Genomic DNA, 21,993 nt, shown 5'->3' on the forward strand with positions numbered 1-21,993 from the left:
TTCGCGGACGATGTCATGACGGGCCGCTGCCAGGCCTAACAAGGGCCATGCCGGTAGAGTTCTAGCTGCACGATCCTGACTTAGATACAAAGGAGATACGGTGGCGCATTTCGTGATCATGGGATGTGGCCGGGTGGGGGCAACGCTGGCGCACACGCTGGAGGATGCCGGTCATTCCGTGGCCATCATCGACCAGGATGACCGCGCGTTCCGCCGGCTCCGCCAGGGCTTCACTGGCCGGAAGGTGACCGGTGTGGGCTTTGACCGCGAGACCCTCAAGCAGGCAGGAGTTGGCGAGGCCTACGCCTTCGCCGCCGTTTCCAGCGGTGACAACTCAAACATCCTGGCCACCCGGGTTGCCCGCGAGACCTTCCACGTTCCGCATGTCGTCGCCAGGATCTACGATCCGGGTCGCGCCGAAATCTACCAGCGCCTGGGCATCCCCACGGTGGCCGCCGTCCGCTGGAGCGCGGACCAGGTGCTGCGCCGCATCCTTCCCGAACAACATCTCGCCGGTGATTTCCGTGAGCCCTCGGGCCGGCTGGTCCTGGCTGAACTGGACCTGGACGCCGGCTGGATCGGGCACCGGATCAGCAGCATTGAGAAAGCCGCCGATGTCCGCGTGGCCTACGTCACCCGCTTTGGCGAGGGCCTGCTGCCTGGCGCCGGAACGGCGTACCAGGACGGTGACACCGTGCACGCCATGCTGCAGGTGGACCGCAGCGCCCAGATCGCCCAGATCCTCGCCAAAGCCCCCGCCAAGGAGTATCAGTGAAAGTCGTTATCGTCGGCGCCGGCAGCGTCGGATCATCCATCGCCAGGGAATTGCTGGCGCATAAGCACGAGATCCTCCTGATCGACCTCAAGCCCGAGGTGATCGGCCGCAGCGGCCTGCGGGGCGCCCACTGGCTGGTGGGCGACGCGTGCGAGCTCTCCACGCTGCAGGGCGCCAAGGTGGAGGACGCCGACGTCGTGGTCTCCGCAACGGGCGATGACAAAGTGAACCTGGTGGTGTCCCTGCTGGCGAAGACCGAGTTCGGTGTTGGCCGCACCGTGGGCCGGGTGAACAACCCGAAGAATGACTGGATGTTCAATGACTCCTGGGGTGTTGACGTGGCCGTTAATACCCCGCAGCTGATGACCGCCCTCGTGGAGGAGGCAGTGGAGATCGGTGACCTGGTCCGCCTGCTGACGCTGCAGACCGGGGTGGCGTCCCTGGTGGAATTCACCGTGCCCCACGACTCCCACGTCATCGGCATGACCGTGGGAGACATCCACTGGCCGGAGGACGCCACCCTGGTGGCCATCCTGCGGGACCAGGCGCCGATTACGCCCAGCAGGGACGACGTCATCGACGGCGGGGACGAACTCTTCTTCGTCACCACCATTGCCGCCGAGGACGGACTGCGGGAGCTGCTCTCCTCCGCCCCGGGCAGCATCGACCCCGGGGAACAGCCCACGGGCAACGGCCAGCCGGCCACCGCGGGCGGCCACGGCCATGCTTTGGACGACGACGGCTTCGACGGCTAGGCCGGCCGCCGCGGAGCCTGGGCGTCAGGCCGTACGGTCTGCGCCGGCTTCAGCGTCGGCCGGAGCAGGCCGGGTTACCAGCCACGCAACCCAGATCCCGAGGATGTACAGGGGCGCGCCCATGATGAGGCGGGTGGTGGCGAGTGCGGCGAGGCCGTCGGTGCCCATGAGGTAAAGGGGCACCTGCACGATGAGCCGGAGCGCCAGGACGGCGACAATGATCCACGTGCCCAGCCGGTATGCCTTGACCCTGGCCGGCTCCTTGCGCCACTCCACGCCCTCATTGCGGATGAAACCGAAGAGGAGGCCCGCCACGGGCCACTTGACGGCAATGGAAAGGACCATCGCCAGGATGTAGGCGCCGTTGGTGAAGAAGCCGGGAAGGTAGAAGTCCTCCGCCTTTCCGGTGGTGTTGGCCAGCCAGGCGGAAATGCCGACGCCGGCCACTCCCGCCAGCGCCTGGGTCAGGGGGCGCCGCTGCACCAGCCGGACCACGGTGAACACAGCTGCCGACGCCAGGGCGGCCACCAGGGACAGGGTGAGCTCGCGGGTGATGGTGAAGGCCACCAGGAAGACAAGGCCGGGAACGATGCTCTCCGCAATGCCCTGCACTCCGCCGGCGCTCCGCAGGACGTCCACGCGTCCGTCGTGGGTGCGGTGGAGTCCGGCCTTTGCAGCGTACTCGGCGGCGAGGCCGGCAACCGGGGACGGACCTGGAGCCTGAGGGCCGCCCTGCTGCTGCCCGTTCCTGCCGGGGTTCTCAGGTCCGGTGGGCTTTTCAGGCTGGTGCGCGGTCATTCGTTCTCCTGGCGGGACAGTATCTCGTAGCGGGGATTGAATATGGTGGGCATGTCCTTGCCGCGGGCCAGCATCCCCTCGACCCGGATTTCCGCACCTGCTTCGATGCCCGGCACCCGGCGGCGGCCCAGCCAGACGACGCGGAGCCGCGGTGGCCGGCCCTGTCCCGGAGCGGCCGGACGTGCGGCGTCGTCCTCCGAAACGATGGCGCTGAATTCGGCAGTCCGGTCCGCAGGTACAAACGTCACGGAGTCAATGTGCCCCTGGCACGTGACGCGGCCCCGGTCGGGCAGTTGGCCCAGTGGCGTGACGCCACGCGTTGACTGCGTGGCTCCGTCCTGCGGGGACTCAGCCGATCTGGGTAATTTCGGGACCACGTTCGGGCTCCTCCAGGGTGGGTGCGGCGGGCGGAGGAGTGGCTGAAGCGTCCTTGGGCAGCCTGAGCTGCAGAAGATCGCGCGGCGGCATGGGGCTGTCCCCGCGGACCACCACCACCTGCCGGAACAGGGCCTCGAGCGGTTCCGCGGCGGGGCGTTCCAGCGCCGCGGGTCCACCCAGGACGCCGCGCAGGAACCAGCGGGGGCCGTCGACGCCGATGAAGCGGGCCACCCGGTAGCCCTGGCTGCCGTCCGGAAGTCCGGCGGGCAGCTTGGCCACCAGTTCGGTGCCGAAAGCGCCTTCAACCTCTTCAACCTGGCCGCCCTGCGCGCCGACTGACTGGCCGATCTGTTCGCGGATCTCATCCCAGAGCGTCTCTGTCTTGGGGGCGGCGAAGGCCTGCAGCTGGAGGCTGGAGCCGTTGAGGTCCAGGGTGACTGCCACTACCCGCTGCGTTGCCTCTTCCACCTCGAGGCGGAGCTGAAGGCCCTCGCTCGGTGTGATGAGCAGGGCGCCGAGGTCAACAAAGCCGTCGCGGCTGCTGATTTCGGACTCGTCGAAGGGGCCGTCCTGGCGGCGGGCGGCAGTGCCCGGTTCGCCTTCTCCGGCCTCCGCGATCGTCAGCTCGTCGGCCGGCTGCGCCGGCTCTTCATTCTTTGCTTTCCTGCCGAGCCCAAAGACCATGGGTGACTCCTTAATCCTGAAAATGTGCCAGTTCTGAATGGTGCCGGTGGGAACTGCGGAGGTCCCGCCGCCGTGCGTGCTGGCGTGGCAGCGGGTGCGTCCTGGTGTCAGGCTCCGGGAACGTTGAAACCGCCGGTGGAGCCAAAGCCGCCCGTGCCGCGCACGGAACCGCTCAACTCGCTGACAGGAATGAACTGGGCGTACTCCACCCGCTGGATGACCATTTGGGCAATTCTATCGCCGCGGCGCAGCTCAATCGGCTGGGATGAGTCGGTGTTCAGCAGGGTCACCGAGATCTCGCCCCGGTAGCCCGCATCGACGGTGCCGGGCGCGTTGACGATCGTGAGGCCGTGCTTGGTGGCCAGGCCGGAGCGGGGGTGGATCAGCGCCACGAACCCATCAGGAAGTGCGATGGCGACGCCGGTGGGGACCAGTTTGCGCTCCCCCGGCAGCAGGACCACGTCCTCGCGGGCACGGAGGTCTGCGCCGGCGTCGCCCGGATGTGCGTAGGACGGCGCTTCCAGCTCCGGATCCAGCATTTTCAACTGGACCTGCAGGGTGGGGGCAGCGGGGGCGGGTGATGCTGCGTCCGGGACAAGGTCTACCGTGGCGGGATGATCAGTCACAGTCACTCACTCTAACCCGCGCCCCCGAATCAGTCCTAAGGAGCCCGCGGCCAAGGCGCCGGCCGGGAGGCTTGCCTCAAGGTGAAATAGCGGGCCAAAGGTGGAAAGCTTGGGCTATGCCCGAATCAAGCTCGCCCGCGTCCGTTCCCAGCACCCCCTCCACTGGCGGACCGGTTATTTACCGGGAGAAGCTGTGGCCCAACGCCTGGATCTGGGTTATCGCAGCCGGTGTCTCCGCGGCCGGCATCCTGGTCTTCGCCCCCATCAGCATGGCGGCGGGCTACACCGCGGCACTGGTGCTCCTGGCCATCATCACGGTCCTCCTGGTCCTTTCCACGCCTTCCATCACGGTGACGCCGGACGCGCTCACTGTTGGACGGGCCACCATCGAACGCCGCTTTGTGGGCGGTGTGCAGCAGTTCACGTCCGGCGAAGCGACGGCGGAGCGCGGCACCCGGCTGAACGGGCTGGCCTACCTTTGCATCCGCGGCTGGATCGATCCGGTGGTGAAGATCGAAATCACTGACCCGGCCGACCGGACCCCCTACTGGCTGGCCTCGACCCGCCACCCTGACCAACTGACGGCAGCCCTGGCCCGCCGCTGACACTGCCGTTACTCCCCGCCCGGGCCCTGATCCGGCGGAAAATCACGGCGCGCCCTGCCTCTTGAGCCAAATCCGCACCGCCGGGTGGCAGAGTTTCGGTTGATAGTAATGCCAGGGTGGAGGATTTGTATGCAGGATCTACGGCTTGTAGGCGTGCACGACGACGGGACGCATCTCCTGTTGAGCGGGGCCGGCGGCGAGATGTTCCAGCTGCCGATCGATGAGGCCCTCAGGACGGCCAGCCGGTCCACGGCGAAACCGAGGACGGAGCGGCCTGCCGTTCCCATGTCCCCCAGGGATATCCAGGCCCGGATCCGTGCGGGTGCAACCGCTGCCGACGTCGCGGAGTTGTCCGGGATGCCGCTGGCCAAGGTGGAGCGCTACGAGGGCCCGGTGCTGGCGGAGCGCGAGTACGTTGCGCAGCAGGCACGGAAGGTTGAAGTCGCGGCACCCTCCCCCGGCCACGACGTCTACCGGTCCGCGTTCGGCGACAACCCGGCCACGCTGGGCGACATGGTGGCGCACCGGCTTTCGGCCCACGGCATCGACCCAGGCACTGTGGAATGGGACTCGTGGCGGCGCCAGGACGGCACCTGGACTGTCTCGGCAAGCTTTGAGGCCAAACCCGGCGGGACCTCCGGAATCGGGGAAGAGCCGCCCGCGCTGTGGACCTTCAACCCCGGCCGCAAATCGCTGCAGAACACCAACCGCTGGGCACAGCAGCTGAGCGAACTCGAGCCTTTGGACGGCCCCGTTCCCGCGCGCCGCCTCACGGCGGTTTCCGACCGCCCCTTCGATTTTGAGACTGACGCGGACTCCTCCAAGGCATCCTCTGGGGGTCAGGGTCCTGCGCAGGACGCCGCAAAGGAATCCGACGGCCTTCTGGACATGCTCCGGTCGCGGCGCGGCCAGCGGCTGGGTGTGGACGAAGATTCGGACGACGCCCTGGCGCTGCTCCTGGCCCATGGCGTCCCGGCTGCCCACCCGCGGCCTTCCGAGGTAGCCGCCGAGGCCGCTCCTGAGCCGGAATCGGAGGACCCCGAATCCCAGGACGGGCCGCAGGACGCACCGGCCGCCCAGGGGGATTCGTTCATCCGGCGCCGTGATGCAAGGCCGTCAATGTTGTCCCGGCTGAGCCTGCTCCCGCCGCACCGGGATGGCAACGATGACGCCCTGCGGCTTCACGACGGCGTCAGTACCGACACCCGGGAAATCACCATTGCGGCGTCCCCGCAGAAGCCGTCCGGTTCCGCGCCTGCTGCCGGGTCCGGTAACTCCGGCGGCGCCGGGCTGGATGAGCTGCTGGGCAGCAATCCCCGCCGCCCGGCACCCAAGCAGAACGATGCATCCCCCTCTACCGGGCAGTTGCCCGAGACCGAGGCGCCGGAACGGCCTGCCCGGCCCAAGCGTTCCAGCGTCCCGTCCTGGGACGAGATCGTCTTCGGCACACGGAGCGACTAAAGGCTCTCTCCCGGCACTTTCAGGGGTAGTTCCTCCAACTGCTGCATGCTAGGCTCCCCGCACACCATCGGTCAGAAGCTGCACCTACCCCTGGAGGTTCGCTGTGCCGGACACCACCTGCCACATGTCAATGTCCCTGGACGGGTTCGTCGCCGGGCCTGACCAAAGCCGCGAGAACCCGCTGGGCAAGCGGGGGCTTGAACTCCACGGCTGGCACATCGGCGATCCCCGTGCCAACGAGGCCAACGGGATCGCGGCTGATTGGCTGATGCGCCCGCGGGGCGCCTACGTGATGGGCCGGAACATGTTTGGTCCCGTCCGCGGGGACTGGGACGAGGACTGGAGAGGATGGTGGGGCCCCGAGCCGCCGTACCATGCGCCGGTGTTCGTCCTTACCCATTTCCCGCATGAGCCGATCCAGATGGAGGGCGGGACAACCTTCCACTTTGTCACCGACGGCTTCGATGCGGCGTACGCGGCGGCGGTCGAGGCGGCCGGGGGCAAGGGAGTGGATATCGCCGGCGGAGCATCCACCGTCCGCCAAGCGCTGGCCGCCGGCGTGATCGACGAGCTCACCCTGGACATCGCTCCGGTTTTACTCGGTTCGGGTGAACGGATTTTTGACGGCATTGAATCATTTGGCTTCGAACCCGTCGAGGTACTCCACTCTCCCTTGGCCACGCACATCCGCTACCGCCGGACGGCCCAGTAGCAGTCAGCGCTGCTCAACCCGGCCGTGCGCCGCACATGGGCGCATCACACGGCAAGGTGCTGGAGGAGGGCATCTTCCAGAAGGCTCCGTTCTCCAGGCTTGTTGCGGGCCTCGGGCAAGAACCCTGACGGCCATCCCGGAGGCCATTGGGCAGGTTCCCAGTCCTGGTGTTCGCTCAGGTAATGCCGGCCGGTGGGTGAGGTCCAGCCGGGTGGTTCGTTTTTCGTGGCGGGGGTGGGTTTCCAGGCGGTGGTGTGGCGGAGTTTGTGGTGTTTCGGGCAGGGCTGTCCCAGGTTGCTGATTCCGGTGGTGCCGCCGTTGGCCCAGGCGAGGATGTGGTCGGCGTCGTTGTCCAGGGAGTTGTTGCTGCAGCCCGGGAACGGGCATTTGCAGTCCCGCATCCGCAGCCAGGACCGCATCGCGCCGGTGACCCGGTAGCTTGTCCGGCCGATCTCCAACGGTGCCCCGTCCCGAGGATCCACCAGCACCCGGTAGAACGAGCCAGCACCGCCAGCGACGAGCCGCCGGGCCATTGACGGCGGGATGGGGCCGCACCCATCCAGCACCGCCGGTTCATCCGTCACGCCCATCAGCGAGAACACCGGAACCGTGACCAGCACCTGCGCACGGATCGGCGACTGCACACCGTCCCGGACGGCACCCTCACCCTCGGTGACGCTACTGCTGGAACTGCCGCGGGTTTCGCCGTCGTTCGTGGTGCCATTGGTGAGGATCGCGTCGGTGAAGGTGTCGGCCCGGAGTTGGGGCATGCTGCGGGGCTCGTCCGGTCCCTGCATGCCCCGGGCGGCCGCGGTGAGCCGGTTCCACCCGGCCAGGGCCTGGTCCGCGGGCAGGTACGCGGACAGCCAGGCCATCCCGTCCTGGTCCGGCCGGAACTCCACCCGCCGCTCCGCCACCCCTTTGGCGTGGCGTTTTTCGATGGACCCGGCCTGGTGGCGTTCCCGCCAGGTCCGGGCCTTGGCCTTGAACCGGTGCGCCGGCAACTGCCCCACCGGGCACCCCCGCGCCGGGTCCGGGGCGTCCGGGTCAAGGAAATGCGCTTCCAACGCCGCAGCCCCCGCACCATCCAGGCACGCTGTTTCGTCCGCCATCACCACCGCGTGGCTCCAGGAGATCACCCCGGCCTGCAACGCCTCCAACGTCCGCGGCAACGTCGCCGTGACCGCGTGCGAGGTGACCAGGAACGACGACGCAGCCCGCGGACCCAGGGCCAGCACACACCCGATCTCCGCCGCGACCGCCATCTCCTGCGCCCGCACCGGAACATCCGGCCCCGCAACAGCAGCGGCGCTCTCCACATACCCAACGGCAGCCTTGGCCTTCACCGCAGCGATCCCGGCCTCCACCTCACGGGACCCGGCCAGAATCTCCAGGCAACCATCCGCCAAACCACCCAGAGGGTCAGCCGCAGAAAAAGGCACCGCACCGGCCCCATCCACCTCAGCATTCAGCACAGCAAGGGCAGCCTTGATCTCCCCGAACGCCCTCGCCACCGCTGCCTTCCCCATAAACCCATCACGACAAAGGGGTCTGACAAACAGAGGGGCCGCAAGGAAGCGCTTCTGCTTCCCGGAATGGAGGTGCCGGTGCGGGAGTTCGGATGCGTGCGCGGAAGCGTCAGCCCTGCCGGCCTGTCCCCCGGCCCTCGCCGGGTCCACCGGAGCCGTGCCAAAGGCAGGCATCGACGTCGAACGGCAGCAACTGGTCCTGCTGTGCCATCAGGGATGCGCCGTGAGCCGTCACCCGCCTCATGAAGTGTCGCCGGCACAAGGTTTCGTACCCCACCACCGGAACATGCCCTGCCTCGGGGGCAGCGGCTTCCACCACCATGTCCACGTCGCCCACCACCACCTGCGCACCTTCGGTGACCATGACGCCGTCGACCGTCCTGGCATTGTGGGTGGCGCGGCGGCCGCACCAGCACAGCGCCTCCACCTGGAGCACCTGCACCCGGTCGGCGAGCTCGATCAGGCGCTGCGAGCCAGGGAACAGCCTGGTGCGGAAATCAGCGGTGATGCCGAACGCGAAGACGTCGACGTCGATCTCGTCCACCACTTTGGCCAGCTGCTCCACCTGTTCGGGCGTGTAGAACTGTGCTTCGTCGCAGATCAGGTAGTCCACACGCTGCCCCTGGGTGCGGCGGATCATGACTTCCTCCCAGAAGTCGGTGCTGTCCAGCACCTCCACGGCGTCCGTCTCCAGACCCAGGCGGCTGGAGATCCGGGACTCACCGGCGCGGTCGTTGCGGCTGAACCGGACACCGCCGCGGCCGCGGGCCCGGTGGTTGTAGTCCATCTGCAGGGCCAGGGTGGACTTTCCGCAGTCCATGGTGCCGGAGAAAAAGATGAGCTCAGCCACGCCGGCGGTTCCTTCCTTCGGCCGTGAAGCAGAGCAGCGGGACCTCCCGCTCAGCCTTGGTCAGCGAGCCGTGCTGGCCCACCACCTCCATGGCAGTCGGCCGCATGCGCCGGCCATCGTAAAGCGCGACGGCGTCCCGCGCCGCGATCATGACGTCACCGATCCTGCCTTCAACAGCGGGCCGGACATCCTTGCCGAAAAGGCCCCCGGCTACGGCTTCACCGCGCGTGAAACCCCAGATCCGGTCGCCGAACCGCGCCTTCCAGGCCGCCAGCAGCCGCTCCGCGCCGCCGTCCGACAGAGGCGTTTCTTCAAGGTACAGGTGGACCATCCGTGGTTCACCTGCCGTGTGCCGGACGCCCTCCACCAGGGCGGGGTCCGTGGAGAAATCGATCCGCTGCGGTTCGGCCACGTCCAGCATCCCGTGGTCTGCCGTGAGCAGGATGGTGGTGCCGGCGGGAAGGGTGGAGTTGAGCCGCTTGACGGTGGCATCGAGCTCTTCCAGCTGGTGTTCCCACTGCTCGGAGCGGCAGCCGTAGCGGTGGCCGGCCTTGTCCAGGTCGTTGACGTAGAAATACATGAGGGACGGGCCTGGTGCTGCCATGGCTTCGGCCGCGGCGGCGGTCCGGGCATGGGCGGTTGTCCCCGGAATGAACCTGCCGCCCCGGAGTGCGGCCCGGGTCATGGGCGAGCCGTCGAACTGGGAGAGGCTGACGGTGCTGACGTCCACCTGTCCGGCGATCCGTTCGAACACGGTAGGGAACGGCTGCCAGGCCGACGGGTCTACGCCCGGATCCCAGTTCCCCAGCAGGTTGACCACCTTGTCCTGGTCAGGGTCCAGGACGTCGTAGCCCACCATGCCGTGCTGGCCGGCAGGAAGCCCGGTCCCAAAGCTGGACAGGGCAGCAGCGGTGGTGGAAGGGAAGGCGGAGTCCAGCCACACCGGGACGTCGCCCTGCCCGGCTTGAAGCACAGAGCGCAGGAACGGGGTGTGGGCGGATTTCTGCTTGAGGAGGTTACGGCCCAGTCCGTCCGCGAGGACCACGCAGACCCGTGAGGCAGCAGGGAATCCGAGGGTATTGGCAAAACCTTCCACCCCAAGGCTTGCGGCTGCACTGGTCAGCACTTCAGCGATGGAACGATGCCCGTAGGCGGGAGCAGGCGGAAGGTCGGGGGTGCGTCCGGAGGCTTGTGCGGCGTGGTGGCGGTCTTCCGGCATCAGCGCTGCTGGTGCCCGCGGCTGAGCCGGTTGCCGAACACTCCGGAGCGCGGCCGCGGCGCCATGGACTGGGCGTGGGATACGGGGGCGGCGGAACCGGTGTTGACGGCGCGCAGGGCCCGGGCAAACAGTTTGGCGTCCTGCACGGCCTGCAGCCCGTCAGCTTCCGCGCTGATCCGGAGCACGATGTCCTCCTGCGCGATGGTTCCGGTGTAGCCGTGGTCCGCTTCGCACTGCGGATCGCCGCAGCTGGCCGGCCCCATGTCCAGCCGCTGGCCGCCGGACCATGCGATGGACAGGGTCAGTTCCCGGACCGGGTCGGAAGGCTTGTAGTTCTGCGGCTGCGCGTACATGTAGCTGAGGACCACCGACCTGATCTGGGACACGGGAACGGACTCCGTGGAGATCTGGGCGACGATCTGCTCCCCCGCCTCATCCAGCTGCTGGTCGTCCACATGGGTGATGACCAGCATGTCCGCGGTGAGGACCAGGACGGTGATGTGGCGGCGCACTTCTGCCCGGTCGAAGTGCGTTTCCAGGTGCACCAGGTGCGCCACGCAGTCCCGGCCATCCAGTGCGTCATCGACAACATCGGACACCAGGCGGGGGTAGAACCCGGCCTTCTGCAGCGCGTCCTCCAGGCTCTGGCCCTGGACTCCGTGGTTGTGTGAGCTGTGCTGGCGGACTGCCTGGTTTTCGTTTCCGGGCGTTTCGGGCGCCGACGCGGGAGGCTGGAAGCTCATGCCCCCATTTTCACAGATCGGCCGGTCACTTGCTAACCGCCTCAGCCCAGCATGGCCCGGCGGGCGCTGTCCGTGCGCTGCGCGGCGTTGCCGATCCGCACGTCCGCGGCGAGGATGGTGGCCCCGGAGGTGCCGCACAGGACAGGGTTGAATTCCACCAGCGCGATCTCCGGATGGTTGTCCTTCATCCATGCCAGCCTGCCCGCGAGGTCCTCCAGCGCCTGCACGTCCACGGCCGGCAGGCCCTGGTAGCCGAAGAGCTTCCGGGACGCCCTGGGCGCCCGGATGAAGTCGTGGACGTCCGCCGCGGAGAGCGGCGGAACCCGGTGGGACCAGTCGTCCAGGAGGTTGACGGCGTCACCGGCGAGGCCGAACGAGATGACCGGGCCCAGCAGGGGGTCCTCGATGGCCCGGAACGTGCACGCCTGTCCCACGGGAGCCATGGCCTGGACTTCGAGGGCCGGATCTCCGTAGGCAGCGAGCGCACGCCGCATCTGCAGCACATTCAGGCGCAGCGATTCGGCGTCCTCGATGCCAAGCCGCACGCCGCCGAGGTCCAACCGGTGGCGGAGGGCAGGTTCGGTGGTCTTCAGAACCACCGGCCAGCCCAGTGAGTCGGCGGCGGCGACCGCCTCATCCGGAGTGGTAAACGGCGCCGAGGGCAGGACGGAAATACCGTAGTGCCCCAGCAGGGAGGCGGTTGCCGCCGGGTCCAGCTGTTTGAGCTGTTCGCCCGTGACTTCCCGCAGCAGTTCATCGATCTCAGCCGCGGCCTGCCGCGGGTCGCAGCCGGCGGGCTCCACGAAGTGCCCCTGGTCGCGGGCGGCCCATTCCGCGTACCGGACCACCGCGGCGAGGGCGGCCACCGCGGCCCCGGGGTTTGAGAAGCAGGGGACGGTGCAGCCCCCGGTTCCCAGCAGGCCCTCCACGTTGATGGCAGGGTCCAGGATTCCGGTGAAGGCTGCCACCACCGGTTTCCCTGCGGTTGCGGAGCATTCCGCGAGGACCTGGGCCACTGCGTCGACCGTCAGCCCGCGGGCAGGCAGGAGTGCGGCGACGGCGGCATGGACGGCGTCCGAGGCAAGGGCATCAAGGAGGGCCTTCCGGAGCAGGGGCAGGGCCACCGATTGGCCGGCGTCCAGGTCGAGCCCGGAAACCACCTGCGCCACTCCCAGCCCGTGCGCCGCAGCGCTGTCCGCCACCACGTTGCCCAGCGCCTGGGAGTTGCTGAAGATGGCGACGTCGGGCCCGGCCGGGAGCGGCCTTCCCGACACGACCTGTGCCACGTCCACCAGCTGTTCAACGGTCTCCACCCGGATCACGCCGGACTGGCGCAGCATGGCATCCAGCGCTCCAGCCGGCGCCTGCGTGGTGCGGACGGCATGGCCTGGTGGCAGGCGCAGCCCCATGGTGTCGGATTTGGCCACGATGACCGGCTTGGTGCGTGCCAGCCGTCGTGCGATGCGGGAGAACTTGCGCGGGTTGCCGATCGATTCGAGGTACAGGCCCACGGCGGAGGTGTCGGCGTCGTCCTCCCAGTACTGCATCATGTCGTTGCCCGAAACGTCCGCCCGGTTGCCCGCCGAGAGCAGGCTGGACAGCCCCAGCCGGCGCCGGCTGGAGGCGGCATACAGCGAGACGCCGATGGCCGCCGACTGGCTGAACAGGCCCAGGCTGCCGCGCAGCGGCATGGTGGGCGCCATGGAGGCGTTCAGTGAGACGTCGGGGTGGGTGTTGGCGATGCCCAGCGACGCCGGCCCGATCACCCGCATCCCGTTCGCCCTGGCCTGCCGCACCAGGGCGCGCTGCCGCTGGAGCCCGCGTTCGCCGTCGTCCGCGAAGCCTGCGGAGGCGATCACCACGCCTTTGACGCCCGCGGCCGCGCACTCTTCCACCACGCCGGCAACTTCCTCGTAGGGCACGGCGATGATGGCCAGCTGCACGGGCTGGGGAACTTCGGATAGCTTGCCGTAGGACATCATGCCCGCCAGTTCCAGCGCCTCCGGGTTGATGGCGTAGACCGGGCCGTGGAAACCGCCCTCGATGATGTGCTCCAGCAGCTGGTACCCCACGGTCCCCCACCGGCGGCTGGCCCCGATGACGGCAACGGACGACGGCGCCAGCAGCTCCCGGACGCTCCTCGCCTCCGCGCGGTGCTCGCGGGATTCCATCACGGCACGGGATTTTTCGGTGGGGTCGACGTTGAACTCAAGGCTGACGACGCCGTCGTCGAAATGCCGCTTGACGTCGTAGCCGGCGTCGGAGAAGACCATCAGCATCTTGCGGTTCTCCGGCAGGACCTCGGCGGTGAACTTCCGGATGCCGTTTTCGTGCGCCGCGGCGGCCAGGTGCTCCAGCAGGATGGACCCGATGCCCCTCCCCTGGTGGGCGTCGGCGATGTTGAAGGCGACCTCCGCCTCGGTGGGATCGGTCAGCCGGTCATACCGGCCGATGCCGATGATTTCGCCGCCAATGGTGATGACGAACGCCACCCGGTCCTTGTAGTCCACCTCGGTGAACCGCTTGAGCTCCTTGGCGGACAGCCTGGCCTTGAACGCAAAGAAGCGCATGTAGATTGAATTCTGCGACTGCCCGGTATGGAAGGCCTGGACGGCGTCCGCGTCCGACGGGTGGATGGGCCGCAGATGCGCTGTCCCGCCGTCCCGCAGGACGACATCGGCTTCCCAATGTTCCGGATATTCGCCGTCCCCGGGCTGATCCACCATAGGCTTAGCCTAGCCAAAAACTATCGCAGCACACCCTATGGCTGCGCAGTAACCGCAGAAGGATCCACCAAACCCCATGGCCCGCCGGCAAAGTTCAAAACCCATCGTGGACGACAGCTACACGGAAAACATCGTCGATATCGACGTGACGTCCGAAATGCAGGGCTCCTTCCTGGAGTACGCGTACTCGGTGATCTACTCCCGGGCCCTGCCGGATGCGCGCGACGGGCTCAAGCCGGTACAGCGCCGCATCCTGTACATGATGAGCGACATGGGCCTGCGCCCTGACCGCGGCCACGTCAAGAGCGCCCGCGTGGTGGGCGAGGTCATGGGCAAGCTGCACCCGCACGGCGACGCCGCCATCTACGACGCCATGGTCCGCATGGCGCAGGACTTTTCGCTGCGCCTGCCGCTGATCGACGGGCACGGCAACTTCGGCTCGCTCGACGACGGCCCGGCAGCACCGCGGTACACCGAGGCCAGGCTGGCGGCGGCCGCCCTCACGCTCACCAACCACCTGGACGAAGACGTGGTGGACTTCGTCCCCAACTACGACAACCAGCTGACCCAGCCGGACGTCCTGCCCGCCGCCTTCCCCAACCTGCTGGTCAACGGCGCCACCGGCATCGCCGTCGGCATGGCCACCAACATGGCCCCGCACAACCTGGTGGAGGTCATCTCCGCCGCCCGGCACCTGATCGCCAACCCCGACGCCACCCTGGATGACCTCATGCGGTTCGTCCCGGGCCCGGACCTGCCCAGCGGCGGCCGGATCGTGGGCCTGGACGGCATCCGCGACGCGTACGCCACCGGCCGCGGATCCTTCAAGACCCGCGCCAAGGTGGAGGTCGAACAGCTCTCCGCACGCCGCACCGGCCTGGTGGTCACCGAACTGCCGTACATGGTGGGCCCGGAAAAGGTGATCGAGAAGATCAAGGATGCCGTCAACGCCAAGAAGCTGACCGGCATCAGCGACATCGTGGACCTGACGGACCGGAAGCACGGGCTGCGGCTGGTCATCGAGCTGAAGAACGGCTTCAACCCGAACGCGGTCCTGCAGCAGCTCTACCGCTACACGCCGATGGAGGACTCCTTCGGCATCAACAACGTGACGCTGGTGGACGGCCAGCCGCAGACGCTGGGCCTGGTGGACCTGCTGTCCGTCTACGTCAACCACCGGATCAACGTGGTCCGCCGCCGGACCGTCTACCGCCTGGGCAAGAAGAAGGACCGCCTGCACCTGGTGGAGGGCCTCCTGATCGCCATCGTGGACATCGATGAGGTCATCCAGATCATCCGGTCCTCGGACGAGGCCGCGGCGGCCCGTGAGCGGCTGATGTCCATCTACGACCTCACCGAGGTCCAGGCCAACTACATCCTCGAACTGCGCCTGCGGCAGCTCACCAAGTACTCCCGGATCGAGCTGGAGAAGGAGCAGGACGAGCTGCGCCGCGAGATCGCGGAACTGCAGGCCATCCTGGACTCCGAGGAACTGCTCCGCACCGTGGTCTCCGACGAACTGGGCGCGATTGCCGAGGAACACGGCACCCCGCGCCGGACGGTCCTCCTGGAGTCCGAGGCCGTGTCCCCCACCGTCGCCGCTGCCGAGCTTGCCGGGGCGAAGAAGGGCAAGGCTGCGCCGCTGTCCCTGGAGATCGCTGACGACCCCTGCTGGGCCATCCTCACCGCCTCCGGTCAGGTGGCACGCACCAGCACCCAGGAACCGCTGGCCGAGGCAGGGCCCCGGAGCAGGCACGACGTGTACACCTCGGTGGTCAAGACGTCGGCCCGCGGCGAAATCGCGGCGGTCACCTCGCAGGGCCGGATGCTCAGGCTGCAGGTCATGGACATGCCGGTCCTGCCGCCCGTGGCCGGCCTGCCCAACCTGGCCGGCGGCGTGCCGGCCAAGGAGTTCCTGACCCTGGTGAAGGGTGAAACCCTGGTGGCGTTCGTGCGGCTGGATGAAGTCCTGGCCATCGGCACCGCGCAGGGCGTGGTGAAGCGGGTCCAGCCGGACTACCCGCTGAACCGGGAAGACTGGGAAGTCATCGCCCTGAAGGACAAGGACGTGGTGGTGGGAGTCGCTCCGGCCGGGGCCGATGACACCGAACTGGTGTTCCTCACCCGGGAAGCACAGCTGCTGAAGTTCCCCGCAGCCGTGGTCCGTCCCCAGGGCCGAACCGCCAGCGGCATGGCCGGGATCAAACTCGCCGCGGGCGACCAGGTGATCTTCTTTGGTGCCGTACAGCCCCAGGACGAGGCCGCCGTCGTAGTCACCATCGCCGGGACCAACGGCGCCCTCCCAGGCACCGCCCCGGGCACGGCCAAGGTCACCGCATTCTCCGAATATCCGGCCAAGGGGCGTGCCACTGCCGGGGTCCGGTCGCACCGGTTCCTCAAGGGCGAGGACATGCTCCTGCTGGCCTGGGCGGGCCACGGGCCGGCCAAGGCGTCCTCCGCCGGCGGAGTGGCCCGGTCACTGCCGCAGGAACACGGCCGCCGTGACGGCTCGGGCGTCCCGCTCTCCCAGGCCGTGGACGTGGTGGGGCCGGCCATGGCATGGATGGACGGCGGCGCAGCAGGGGACGCCGCGGAGTAGGGCCCGTCGCGGAGCAGGGCCCGTGGCGAAGCAGGGCTGCGGCCACCTCCGGCTCAGCCGGCTACGTCCCTGCGCCTGAACCCGGCGACGGCGAGCGCCACCAGCACCGCAATGGTGCCCGCGGCCACCAGCACACTGTCCCAGCATCCCCATCAGGAGCCGGATGGTGGTGGTCTTGCCTGCCCCGTTGGGGCCCAGGTATCCGAACACCTCGCCCGGTCCAATGGTGAGGGTCACGTCGTCGAGCGCTGTGTTCCGGCCGCACCGCTTCGTCAGGCCGGACAGCTGCACCATACTCTGCGCGCCCAGGCGCGCTTCCGGGCTCATGCGGCCACGCTGGCCGGGCCACTGCACCCGGCCCAGAGTCTTTTGGCCCGCACGGCTTAGACTGCTCCCATGCCTATCGTTCCTGATGAAAAGGACTGGACCTGGGTCCTGTCACGGCCCTGCCCGGAATGCAATTTCCATGCCTCCACGGCCACCCCTGCCACGGTTCCCGGAAGCATCGAAAGCATGATCCCCCGGTGGCTGGCCGTCCTCCGCCGGCCGGACGCGGCGGAGCGCCCCGACGGGCAGACGTGGTCGGCGCTGGAGTACGCGTGCCATGTGCGGGACGTCTTCACCCTTTTCAACCAGCGCCTGAACCTGATGCTCGCCGAGGATGGCGCCCGCTTCGCGGACTGGGACCAGGACCGGACAGCCCTTGAGAAGGACTACGCCAACGCCGATCCATCCGAGGTGGGCCCGGAACTGGCGGCGGAAGGTCACGAGGCCGCCGAGTCCTTCGCCGGCGTCCCGGAAGAGGACTGGGGCCGCAAGGGCCTGCGCAGCAACGGCTCGGAGTTCACCGTCCTGACGCCTTCACAGTATTTCCTGCACGACGTGGTCCATCACCTGCACGACGTCGACGGCTGACGTCCGGGGTCCGCCGGCCCCCGAAGCCGGCGCGGCGAAGCGCATCCGGCAACGCTCAGCGCGAGGGCGCCAGGGATCCCCGGGGCTGTCCGGCGGAGGTTGAAAGCTCCAGCCGGGCGTCGCCGGCGTGGATGTCAGCCGGGTTGTGCGTCACCAGCACCACGGTGCGGTCCCGCAGTCCGGCGCGCAGGTCGGCCAGCATGGCGGCCGCGGATCCGGCATCGAGGTGGGCGGTGGGTTCATCCAGCAGGATCACTTCCGCGCCCGTCAGCAGGGTCCGCGCTACCGCCAGGCGCTGGCGCTCGCCGCCGCTCAGGAAGGCACCGCCGGGCCCGATCCGGGTGTCCAGCCCCGCCGGCAGCCGGCCCACCAGCGCGGAGAGTCCGACGGCGGCCAGGACGGCCTCCAGGTCGTGGTCCCCTGCCGGAGTCGCGCCGTTGGTGGCGGGCCGTCCCAGCAGCAGGTTTCCCCGGATGGTGGAATCGAACAGGTGGGCTTCCTGGGGGCACCAGGCAGCCCGGCCGGTGACCAGGACCTGGCCGGATGCCGGTGGCAGGAAGCCCAGCAGCACCGAGAGCAGCGTGGATTTGCCGGAACCGGACGGTCCGGTGACCGCCAGCCAACGTCCCGGGACTGCCACGGCATCCACGCCGGAGAAGACCGGAGAGCCGCCCGGCCATGCCGCGGCCAGACCCACCAGTTCAACGCCTGGTGCATTCCCGGCCCTGGCGGGAACAGGCTGCAGGCCCTCGGGGGTTTCTCCGCCGCCAGGGGTCCGGCCTCCGTCAGGGATCCCGCCCCCGTCAAGGGCCCCGGACTCCCCCACCCGGCGCAGGACGGAACGCAGCGCGGGGTACTGGCGCACCGCCGTCGTCATCGCCGCGTAGGGTTCCACCAGCGCGAGCACCAGCAGGACCACCACGGCCGCCGTCGCCGGGGCCACCTGGGCCGAGATGACGCCTGGGGCGGCCAGCCACGCGGCCGCCAGGGCTGCCGTGCCGCAGGCCGCGGTGGCGACGCCATGTCCCAGCCCGTCGGCCCAGGCAGAGCGCTGCGATGCGCGCGTGGCCTGGCGGTCCTCCGCCAGCAGGGCGTCAAGCACGCGCGGCGCCACGCCGTTGGCGTGCAGTTCGGCCCGGGCATCGAGGGCGGCGGTGACGCGGCGCAGGACGCCGGACCGCAGGGATTGTTCGGCGGCGGCGGATTTGCGGTCGCCCCACAGGGCGGCGGCAGGTGCCAGCAGCAGCCCGGCAATTGCAGCTCCCACCACGGCGGGAAGGGCGTCCGGCACCAGGATGCCTGTGGCTGCCACGGCCAGGATGGACACCGCGAGCGCCGTGACGGGCGGCAGGACCACGCGCGGCAGGAGGTCCCGGACGGTATCGACGTCGTCGATCACCGTTCCCAGCACGTTGCCGCCCTGCAGGAGCCGGCGCAGCGACAGGGCCCTGCGGCTCAGCGACTCCCAGAGACGGCCGCGGAGGCGGGTGAGTGCGGCGAACACGGCATCGTGCAGCAGCAGCCGTTCCCAGTAGCGGAACACAGCCCGGCCAATGCCGAAGAACCGGACGCCGACGATGGCGGTCAGGAGGTACAGGATGGGTGGTTGTTCGCTGGCCCGGATGATGAGCCAGCCGGACAGGCCGGAAAGCGCGACGGCGAAGACGGCTGCCAGGGTGCCGACGAAGGCCGCTGCGGCGAACTTGCCCCGGACCGGTGCCAGGAGGGCGGCCAGGAGGCGGGCGGCGCCGGGGGCAGCCTGTGCGGGGGCGCCCGCGGCCGGGTTTCGTGTGGCGGGGAGGTCCGTGGAAGCGACGTCCGGTGCCCCCTCGTCTGCCGCGCGGACTCCTGCCGGGCCGGCAGGAAGGGTGGCCGGCATGGTGGCGGGCAGCAACGCGGCAGCAGCACCCTCCTGGTGGGCTACGGCGTCGGCCCCCGGCGCCGGCGCCACCGGCACCAGCAGGTCCGCCAGCTGCCGGGTGCGCTGGTTGTGGGCCACCAGGATCACGGTGACCTGGCCACGGAGCCGGCGGATGGCGTCCTCGACGATCACGGCGGACGCGTCATCGAGGTGTGCGGTGGGTTCGTCGAGCAGCAGGAGGGTGGCGCCGGCCTCGATCCGGGCCAGGCCGCGGGCCAGTGCGACCCGGCGCAGCTCGCCCGGGCTCAGTTCCGCCTGGTGCTTTGCTGCCAGGTGCCCGGCGCCGGCGCGTTCCAGGCAGCGGCGCGCAGCCTCTTCCGTGGTGAACCTGTCCGGGCCATGCCCGGGGTCCGGTGAGAGGTAGAGCAGCACCTCGTCCAGGACGGTTCCGGCCACCATGACGGGGTGCTGCGGCACCCAGGCCATCGCGCGGCGGTCCAGTCCGCTGATGGACCCGGTAATACTGGTCCCGCCGCCGTCGCCGACCGTTCCGGCGAGAACGCCCAGGACGGTGCTCTTGCCGGCGCCGCTGGGGCCGTCCAGGGCGGTAATCCTGTCCTGCGGTGCGGTGAACGTGAGGGGCCCGACGGCGGCTCCGGACCGGCCGGCATACGTCACGGTGAGTCCGGTGACCTCCAAGGGAGCGCCGGGCCTGCCGGCCTTGGCAGCGGGCAGGGGTGCAGCCTCGGGAGCCCCGGTCACGGATGCTGTTGCGGCGAGCGCCACCCTGCCGTCGTCGCTGGCGTGGTGGGCGGTGCCAAGTTCGCGCAGCGGAAGGTAGCAGTCCGGCGCCAGGATGAGCGCCAGCAGGCCGGCCTCCAGCGGCATGTCACCATGGACCAGCCGGACGCCAATGAAGACGGCCACCACTGCCACCGAAATGGTGGCGATAAGTTCCAGGGCCAGCGCGGACAGGAACGCGGTGCGCAAAGTGCCCATGGTGCGCGAGCGGTATTCCTCCGAAATCTCTTCAAGGGCCTTGCGTTGGGCGGTGGCACGTCCCAGCCCCACCAGGACCGGCAGGCCCTTGGCCAGCTCCAGCATGTGCGCCGAGAGCCGTGCCAGCGACGCCTGGGCCTGCCGCACGCTGTCCTCGGTGTACCGGCCGATCAGCACCATGAACACCGGGATCAGCGGCACCGTCAGCACGATGACCAGCGCACTCACCCAGTCCGCGAAGAGAATCCGGGCCCCCAGCAGCAGCGGAACGGCCGCGCAGTTGACCAGTGCGGGAAGGAACTGGGTGTAGTAGCTGTCCAGGGCGTCCAGGCCGCGGGTGGCGAGGACCGCCAGGCCGCCGTCGCCGGGGCCGGATCCGCGCACACCGGTGCGCAGGGCGCGCTCCAGCAGCTCAGCGCGAAGCTCCTCCTTCACGCCCAGCGCCGCGCGGCGTGCAGCGACGGCCTGGCCCCACACGGTCAGGGAGCGGAGGACGACGCCGGCAAGTCCGGCGGTCAGCTGGCTCCCCCACTCCGGGTTCCCGGCAACCAGTCCCGCCAGGACGGAGGCCACTGCCTGCCCGATGAGGACCAGGGACAGCGCCTTGAGCGCGGCCAGGAGTCCCAGCCAATAGATCGCTGAGCGGGTGGACGGACCGGCGGGAAAAGTTGGGCGCACGTCAGCCCTTGGTGGTGAAGGCCCTGGCGGCGACCGCCGGGAGGAAGCTGTGGGCTTCCGGGATGTGCGCGGCGCTCACCCGGCGGCGGAACACCCAGTAGGTCCATGCCTGGTACGCAATCACCAGGGGAAGGCCGAATGCCGCCACGATGCTCATCAGTCCCAGGGTGTAGTCCGAGGAGGATGCGTTGGAGATGGTGAGGTCGAAGGCGCTGTCCAGCGTGGAGGGCAGCACCACGGGGAACACGGCGCCGAAGATGGCGGTGGTGCCCAGCACCAGGAAGCCGCCGAGGGCCAGGAAGGCCCTGCCTTCAGAGCCCCTCCGGGCCAGCAGCCAAGCAGCGACGGCGGCGCCAACGGCCAGGACGACGGCGGCCCAGGTCCAGGGCTTGCCGTCCATGAACTGGATGGCGAGTGCCCATGCCGCGATGGGCAGGAGCAGGACCGGCAGGAGCCGCACGAACCACTGGCGGGCCCGGTGCCGAACGTCCCCATCGGTCTTGAGGGCCAGGAAGGCCAAGGCGTGCAGGAGGGAGAACCCCACCACCGCCACGCCGCCAAGAAGGGCGTAGCCGCTGAACCAGGCCATGGGGCCGCCCTCGCGGTCGCCGTTGGCGTTCAGCGGCAGGCCGGTGGTGGTGAGGGCCAGGGCGGCCCCCACGCCGAAGGCGGCGAAGAAGGAGCCCAGCGCGATGGCCCAGTCCCAACGGTTCCGCCAGCTGTCGGTGTCCACCTTGCCGCGGTATTCGAACGCCACGGCACGGAAGATCAGGGCCAGCAGGACCACCAGCAGCGGCAGGTAGAGCGCGGAGAACAAGGACGCGTACCAGAGCGGGAAGGCGGCGAAGGTGGCACCGCCTGCAGTCAGCAGCCACACCTCGTTGCCGTCCCAGACGGGCCCGATGGTGTTCAGGAGCACGCGGCGTTCGGTGTTGTTGCGGGCGAAGAGCTTCATCAGCATCCCGACGCCCAGGTCGAAGCCCTCCAGGAAGAGGTAGCCGGTCCACAGCACCGCGATGGCGATGAACCAGATGGTAGGCAGCAGTTCCATTGTGTGTTTCCTCTGCTCGGTCTTTGGAG

At 69.1% G+C, this 21,993-nt stretch carries 18 protein-coding genes and 1 pseudogene; 7 read left to right on the forward strand and 12 right to left on the reverse strand.

Features of this window, described 5'->3' with window-relative positions; genetic code table 11:
* Positions 1–100 precede the first annotated feature (100 nt).
* The gene (locus MRBLMD1_RS12835; RefSeq protein WP_159632173.1) at positions 101–775 is read left to right on the forward strand and encodes a potassium channel family protein; all 675 of its coding nucleotides are present in this window, start codon (positions 101–103) and stop codon (positions 773–775) included.
* Positions 772–1,530, forward strand: coding sequence for a potassium channel family protein (locus MRBLMD1_RS12840; protein WP_364400144.1), 759 nt, complete (start codon positions 772–774; stop codon positions 1,528–1,530). The genes MRBLMD1_RS12835 and MRBLMD1_RS12840 overlap by 4 nt, the downstream gene beginning before the upstream one ends.
* 24 nt (positions 1,531–1,554) lie before the next feature.
* On the opposite strand, the gene MRBLMD1_RS12845 is transcribed toward MRBLMD1_RS12840, so the two are convergent.
* The 4 genes from MRBLMD1_RS12845 to dut all read right to left on the reverse strand — a co-directional run bounded on the left by MRBLMD1_RS12845 (position 1,555) and on the right by dut (position 4,016).
* A complete protein-coding gene (locus MRBLMD1_RS12845; protein WP_364400147.1) occupies positions 1,555–2,328 on the reverse strand; it encodes a DUF3159 domain-containing protein in 774 nt (257 codons plus the stop codon).
* A complete protein-coding gene (locus MRBLMD1_RS12850; RefSeq protein WP_307489592.1) occupies positions 2,325–2,576 on the reverse strand; it encodes a hypothetical protein in 252 nt (83 codons plus the stop codon). Before MRBLMD1_RS12850 ends, MRBLMD1_RS12845 begins: the two co-directional genes overlap by 4 nt.
* Before the next feature lie 100 nt (positions 2,577–2,676).
* Positions 2,677–3,390 carry a DUF3710 domain-containing protein gene (locus MRBLMD1_RS12855; RefSeq protein WP_224025713.1) on the reverse strand — a complete coding sequence of 238 codons (714 nt, stop codon included), beginning with the start codon at positions 3,388–3,390 and terminating at the stop codon, positions 2,677–2,679.
* Between the two features lie 107 nt (positions 3,391–3,497).
* The gene (gene dut / locus MRBLMD1_RS12860) at positions 3,498–4,016 is read right to left on the reverse strand and encodes a dUTP diphosphatase (RefSeq protein WP_364400151.1); all 519 of its coding nucleotides are present in this window, start codon (positions 4,014–4,016) and stop codon (positions 3,498–3,500) included.
* A gap of 116 nt (positions 4,017–4,132) precedes the next feature.
* On the opposite strand from dut, the gene MRBLMD1_RS12865 reads away from it, so the two are divergent.
* The 3 genes from MRBLMD1_RS12865 to MRBLMD1_RS12875 all read left to right on the forward strand — a co-directional run bounded on the left by MRBLMD1_RS12865 (position 4,133) and on the right by MRBLMD1_RS12875 (position 6,794).
* Complete coding sequence (locus MRBLMD1_RS12865; RefSeq protein WP_159632178.1) at positions 4,133–4,621, forward strand: DUF3093 domain-containing protein; 489 nt, start codon at positions 4,133–4,135, stop codon at positions 4,619–4,621.
* A 129-nt stretch (positions 4,622–4,750) separates the two neighbouring features.
* Positions 4,751–6,082 (forward strand): septation protein SepH, encoded by a 1,332-nt coding sequence (gene sepH, locus MRBLMD1_RS12870; protein WP_364400154.1) that lies wholly within the window; start codon positions 4,751–4,753, stop codon positions 6,080–6,082.
* A gap of 124 nt (positions 6,083–6,206) precedes the next feature.
* The gene (locus MRBLMD1_RS12875) at positions 6,207–6,794 is read left to right on the forward strand and encodes a dihydrofolate reductase family protein (RefSeq protein ID WP_364400157.1); all 588 of its coding nucleotides are present in this window, start codon (positions 6,207–6,209) and stop codon (positions 6,792–6,794) included.
* Positions 6,795–6,838: 44 nt separating this feature from the next.
* Here MRBLMD1_RS12875 and MRBLMD1_RS12880 read toward each other — a convergent pair whose 3' ends face one another.
* The 5 genes from MRBLMD1_RS12880 to MRBLMD1_RS12900 form a co-directional block, all read right to left on the reverse strand.
* Positions 6,839–8,323: an HNH endonuclease signature motif containing protein gene (locus MRBLMD1_RS12880; RefSeq protein ID WP_364400159.1), complete on the reverse strand. Its 1,485-nt coding sequence runs from the start codon at positions 8,321–8,323 to the stop codon at positions 6,839–6,841.
* Between the two features lie 109 nt (positions 8,324–8,432).
* Positions 8,433–9,173 carry a thymidine kinase gene (locus tag MRBLMD1_RS12885; RefSeq protein ID WP_224025707.1) on the reverse strand — a complete coding sequence of 247 codons (741 nt, stop codon included), beginning with the start codon at positions 9,171–9,173 and terminating at the stop codon, positions 8,433–8,435.
* Positions 9,166–10,392, reverse strand: a complete 1,227-nt coding sequence (locus MRBLMD1_RS12890; RefSeq protein ID WP_364400162.1) for an alkaline phosphatase family protein — start codon at positions 10,390–10,392, stop codon at positions 9,166–9,168. The genes MRBLMD1_RS12885 and MRBLMD1_RS12890 overlap by 8 nt, the downstream gene beginning before the upstream one ends.
* Positions 10,392–11,135 carry a DUF5998 family protein gene (locus tag MRBLMD1_RS12895; RefSeq protein WP_159632184.1) on the reverse strand — a complete coding sequence of 248 codons (744 nt, stop codon included), beginning with the start codon at positions 11,133–11,135 and terminating at the stop codon, positions 10,392–10,394. The genes MRBLMD1_RS12890 and MRBLMD1_RS12895 overlap by 1 nt, the downstream gene beginning before the upstream one ends.
* A gap of 41 nt (positions 11,136–11,176) precedes the next feature.
* Positions 11,177–13,861 (reverse strand): GNAT family N-acetyltransferase, encoded by a 2,685-nt coding sequence (locus MRBLMD1_RS12900; RefSeq protein ID WP_364400165.1) that lies wholly within the window; start codon positions 13,859–13,861, stop codon positions 11,177–11,179.
* A 76-nt stretch (positions 13,862–13,937) separates the two neighbouring features.
* Here MRBLMD1_RS12900 and MRBLMD1_RS12905 point away from each other — a divergent pair, with 76 nt between their 5' ends.
* Positions 13,938–16,460 (forward strand): DNA gyrase/topoisomerase IV subunit A, encoded by a 2,523-nt coding sequence (locus MRBLMD1_RS12905; RefSeq protein ID WP_364400168.1) that lies wholly within the window; start codon positions 13,938–13,940, stop codon positions 16,458–16,460.
* Positions 16,461–16,607: 147 nt separating this feature from the next.
* Here the strand turns inward: MRBLMD1_RS12905 and MRBLMD1_RS12910 are convergent.
* Positions 16,608–16,787 (reverse strand): annotated as a pseudogene (locus tag MRBLMD1_RS12910) (ATP-binding cassette domain-containing protein); the annotation flags it as partial.
* 69 nt (positions 16,788–16,856) lie between these two features.
* Between MRBLMD1_RS12910 and MRBLMD1_RS12915 the strand changes: the two are divergent.
* On the forward strand, positions 16,857–17,375 hold the full coding sequence (locus MRBLMD1_RS12915; protein WP_364400170.1) for a DinB family protein: 519 nt from the start codon (positions 16,857–16,859) through the stop codon (positions 17,373–17,375).
* Positions 17,376–17,430: 55 nt separating this feature from the next.
* Here MRBLMD1_RS12915 and cydD read toward each other — a convergent pair whose 3' ends face one another.
* Positions 17,431–20,913, reverse strand: coding sequence for a thiol reductant ABC exporter subunit CydD (gene cydD, locus MRBLMD1_RS12920; RefSeq protein WP_364400173.1), 3,483 nt, complete (start codon positions 20,911–20,913; stop codon positions 17,431–17,433).
* Between the two features lies 1 nt (position 20,914).
* Entirely contained in the window at positions 20,915–21,964 is a 1,050-nt protein-coding gene (gene cydB, locus MRBLMD1_RS12925) for a cytochrome d ubiquinol oxidase subunit II (protein WP_159632189.1), read from the reverse strand.
* Between the last annotated feature and the right edge of the window lie 29 nt (positions 21,965–21,993).

The sequence above is a fragment of the Pseudarthrobacter sp. LMD1-1-1.1 genome (genome assembly GCF_040676255.1).
Classification (GTDB): domain Bacteria; phylum Actinomycetota; class Actinomycetes; order Actinomycetales; family Micrococcaceae; genus Arthrobacter.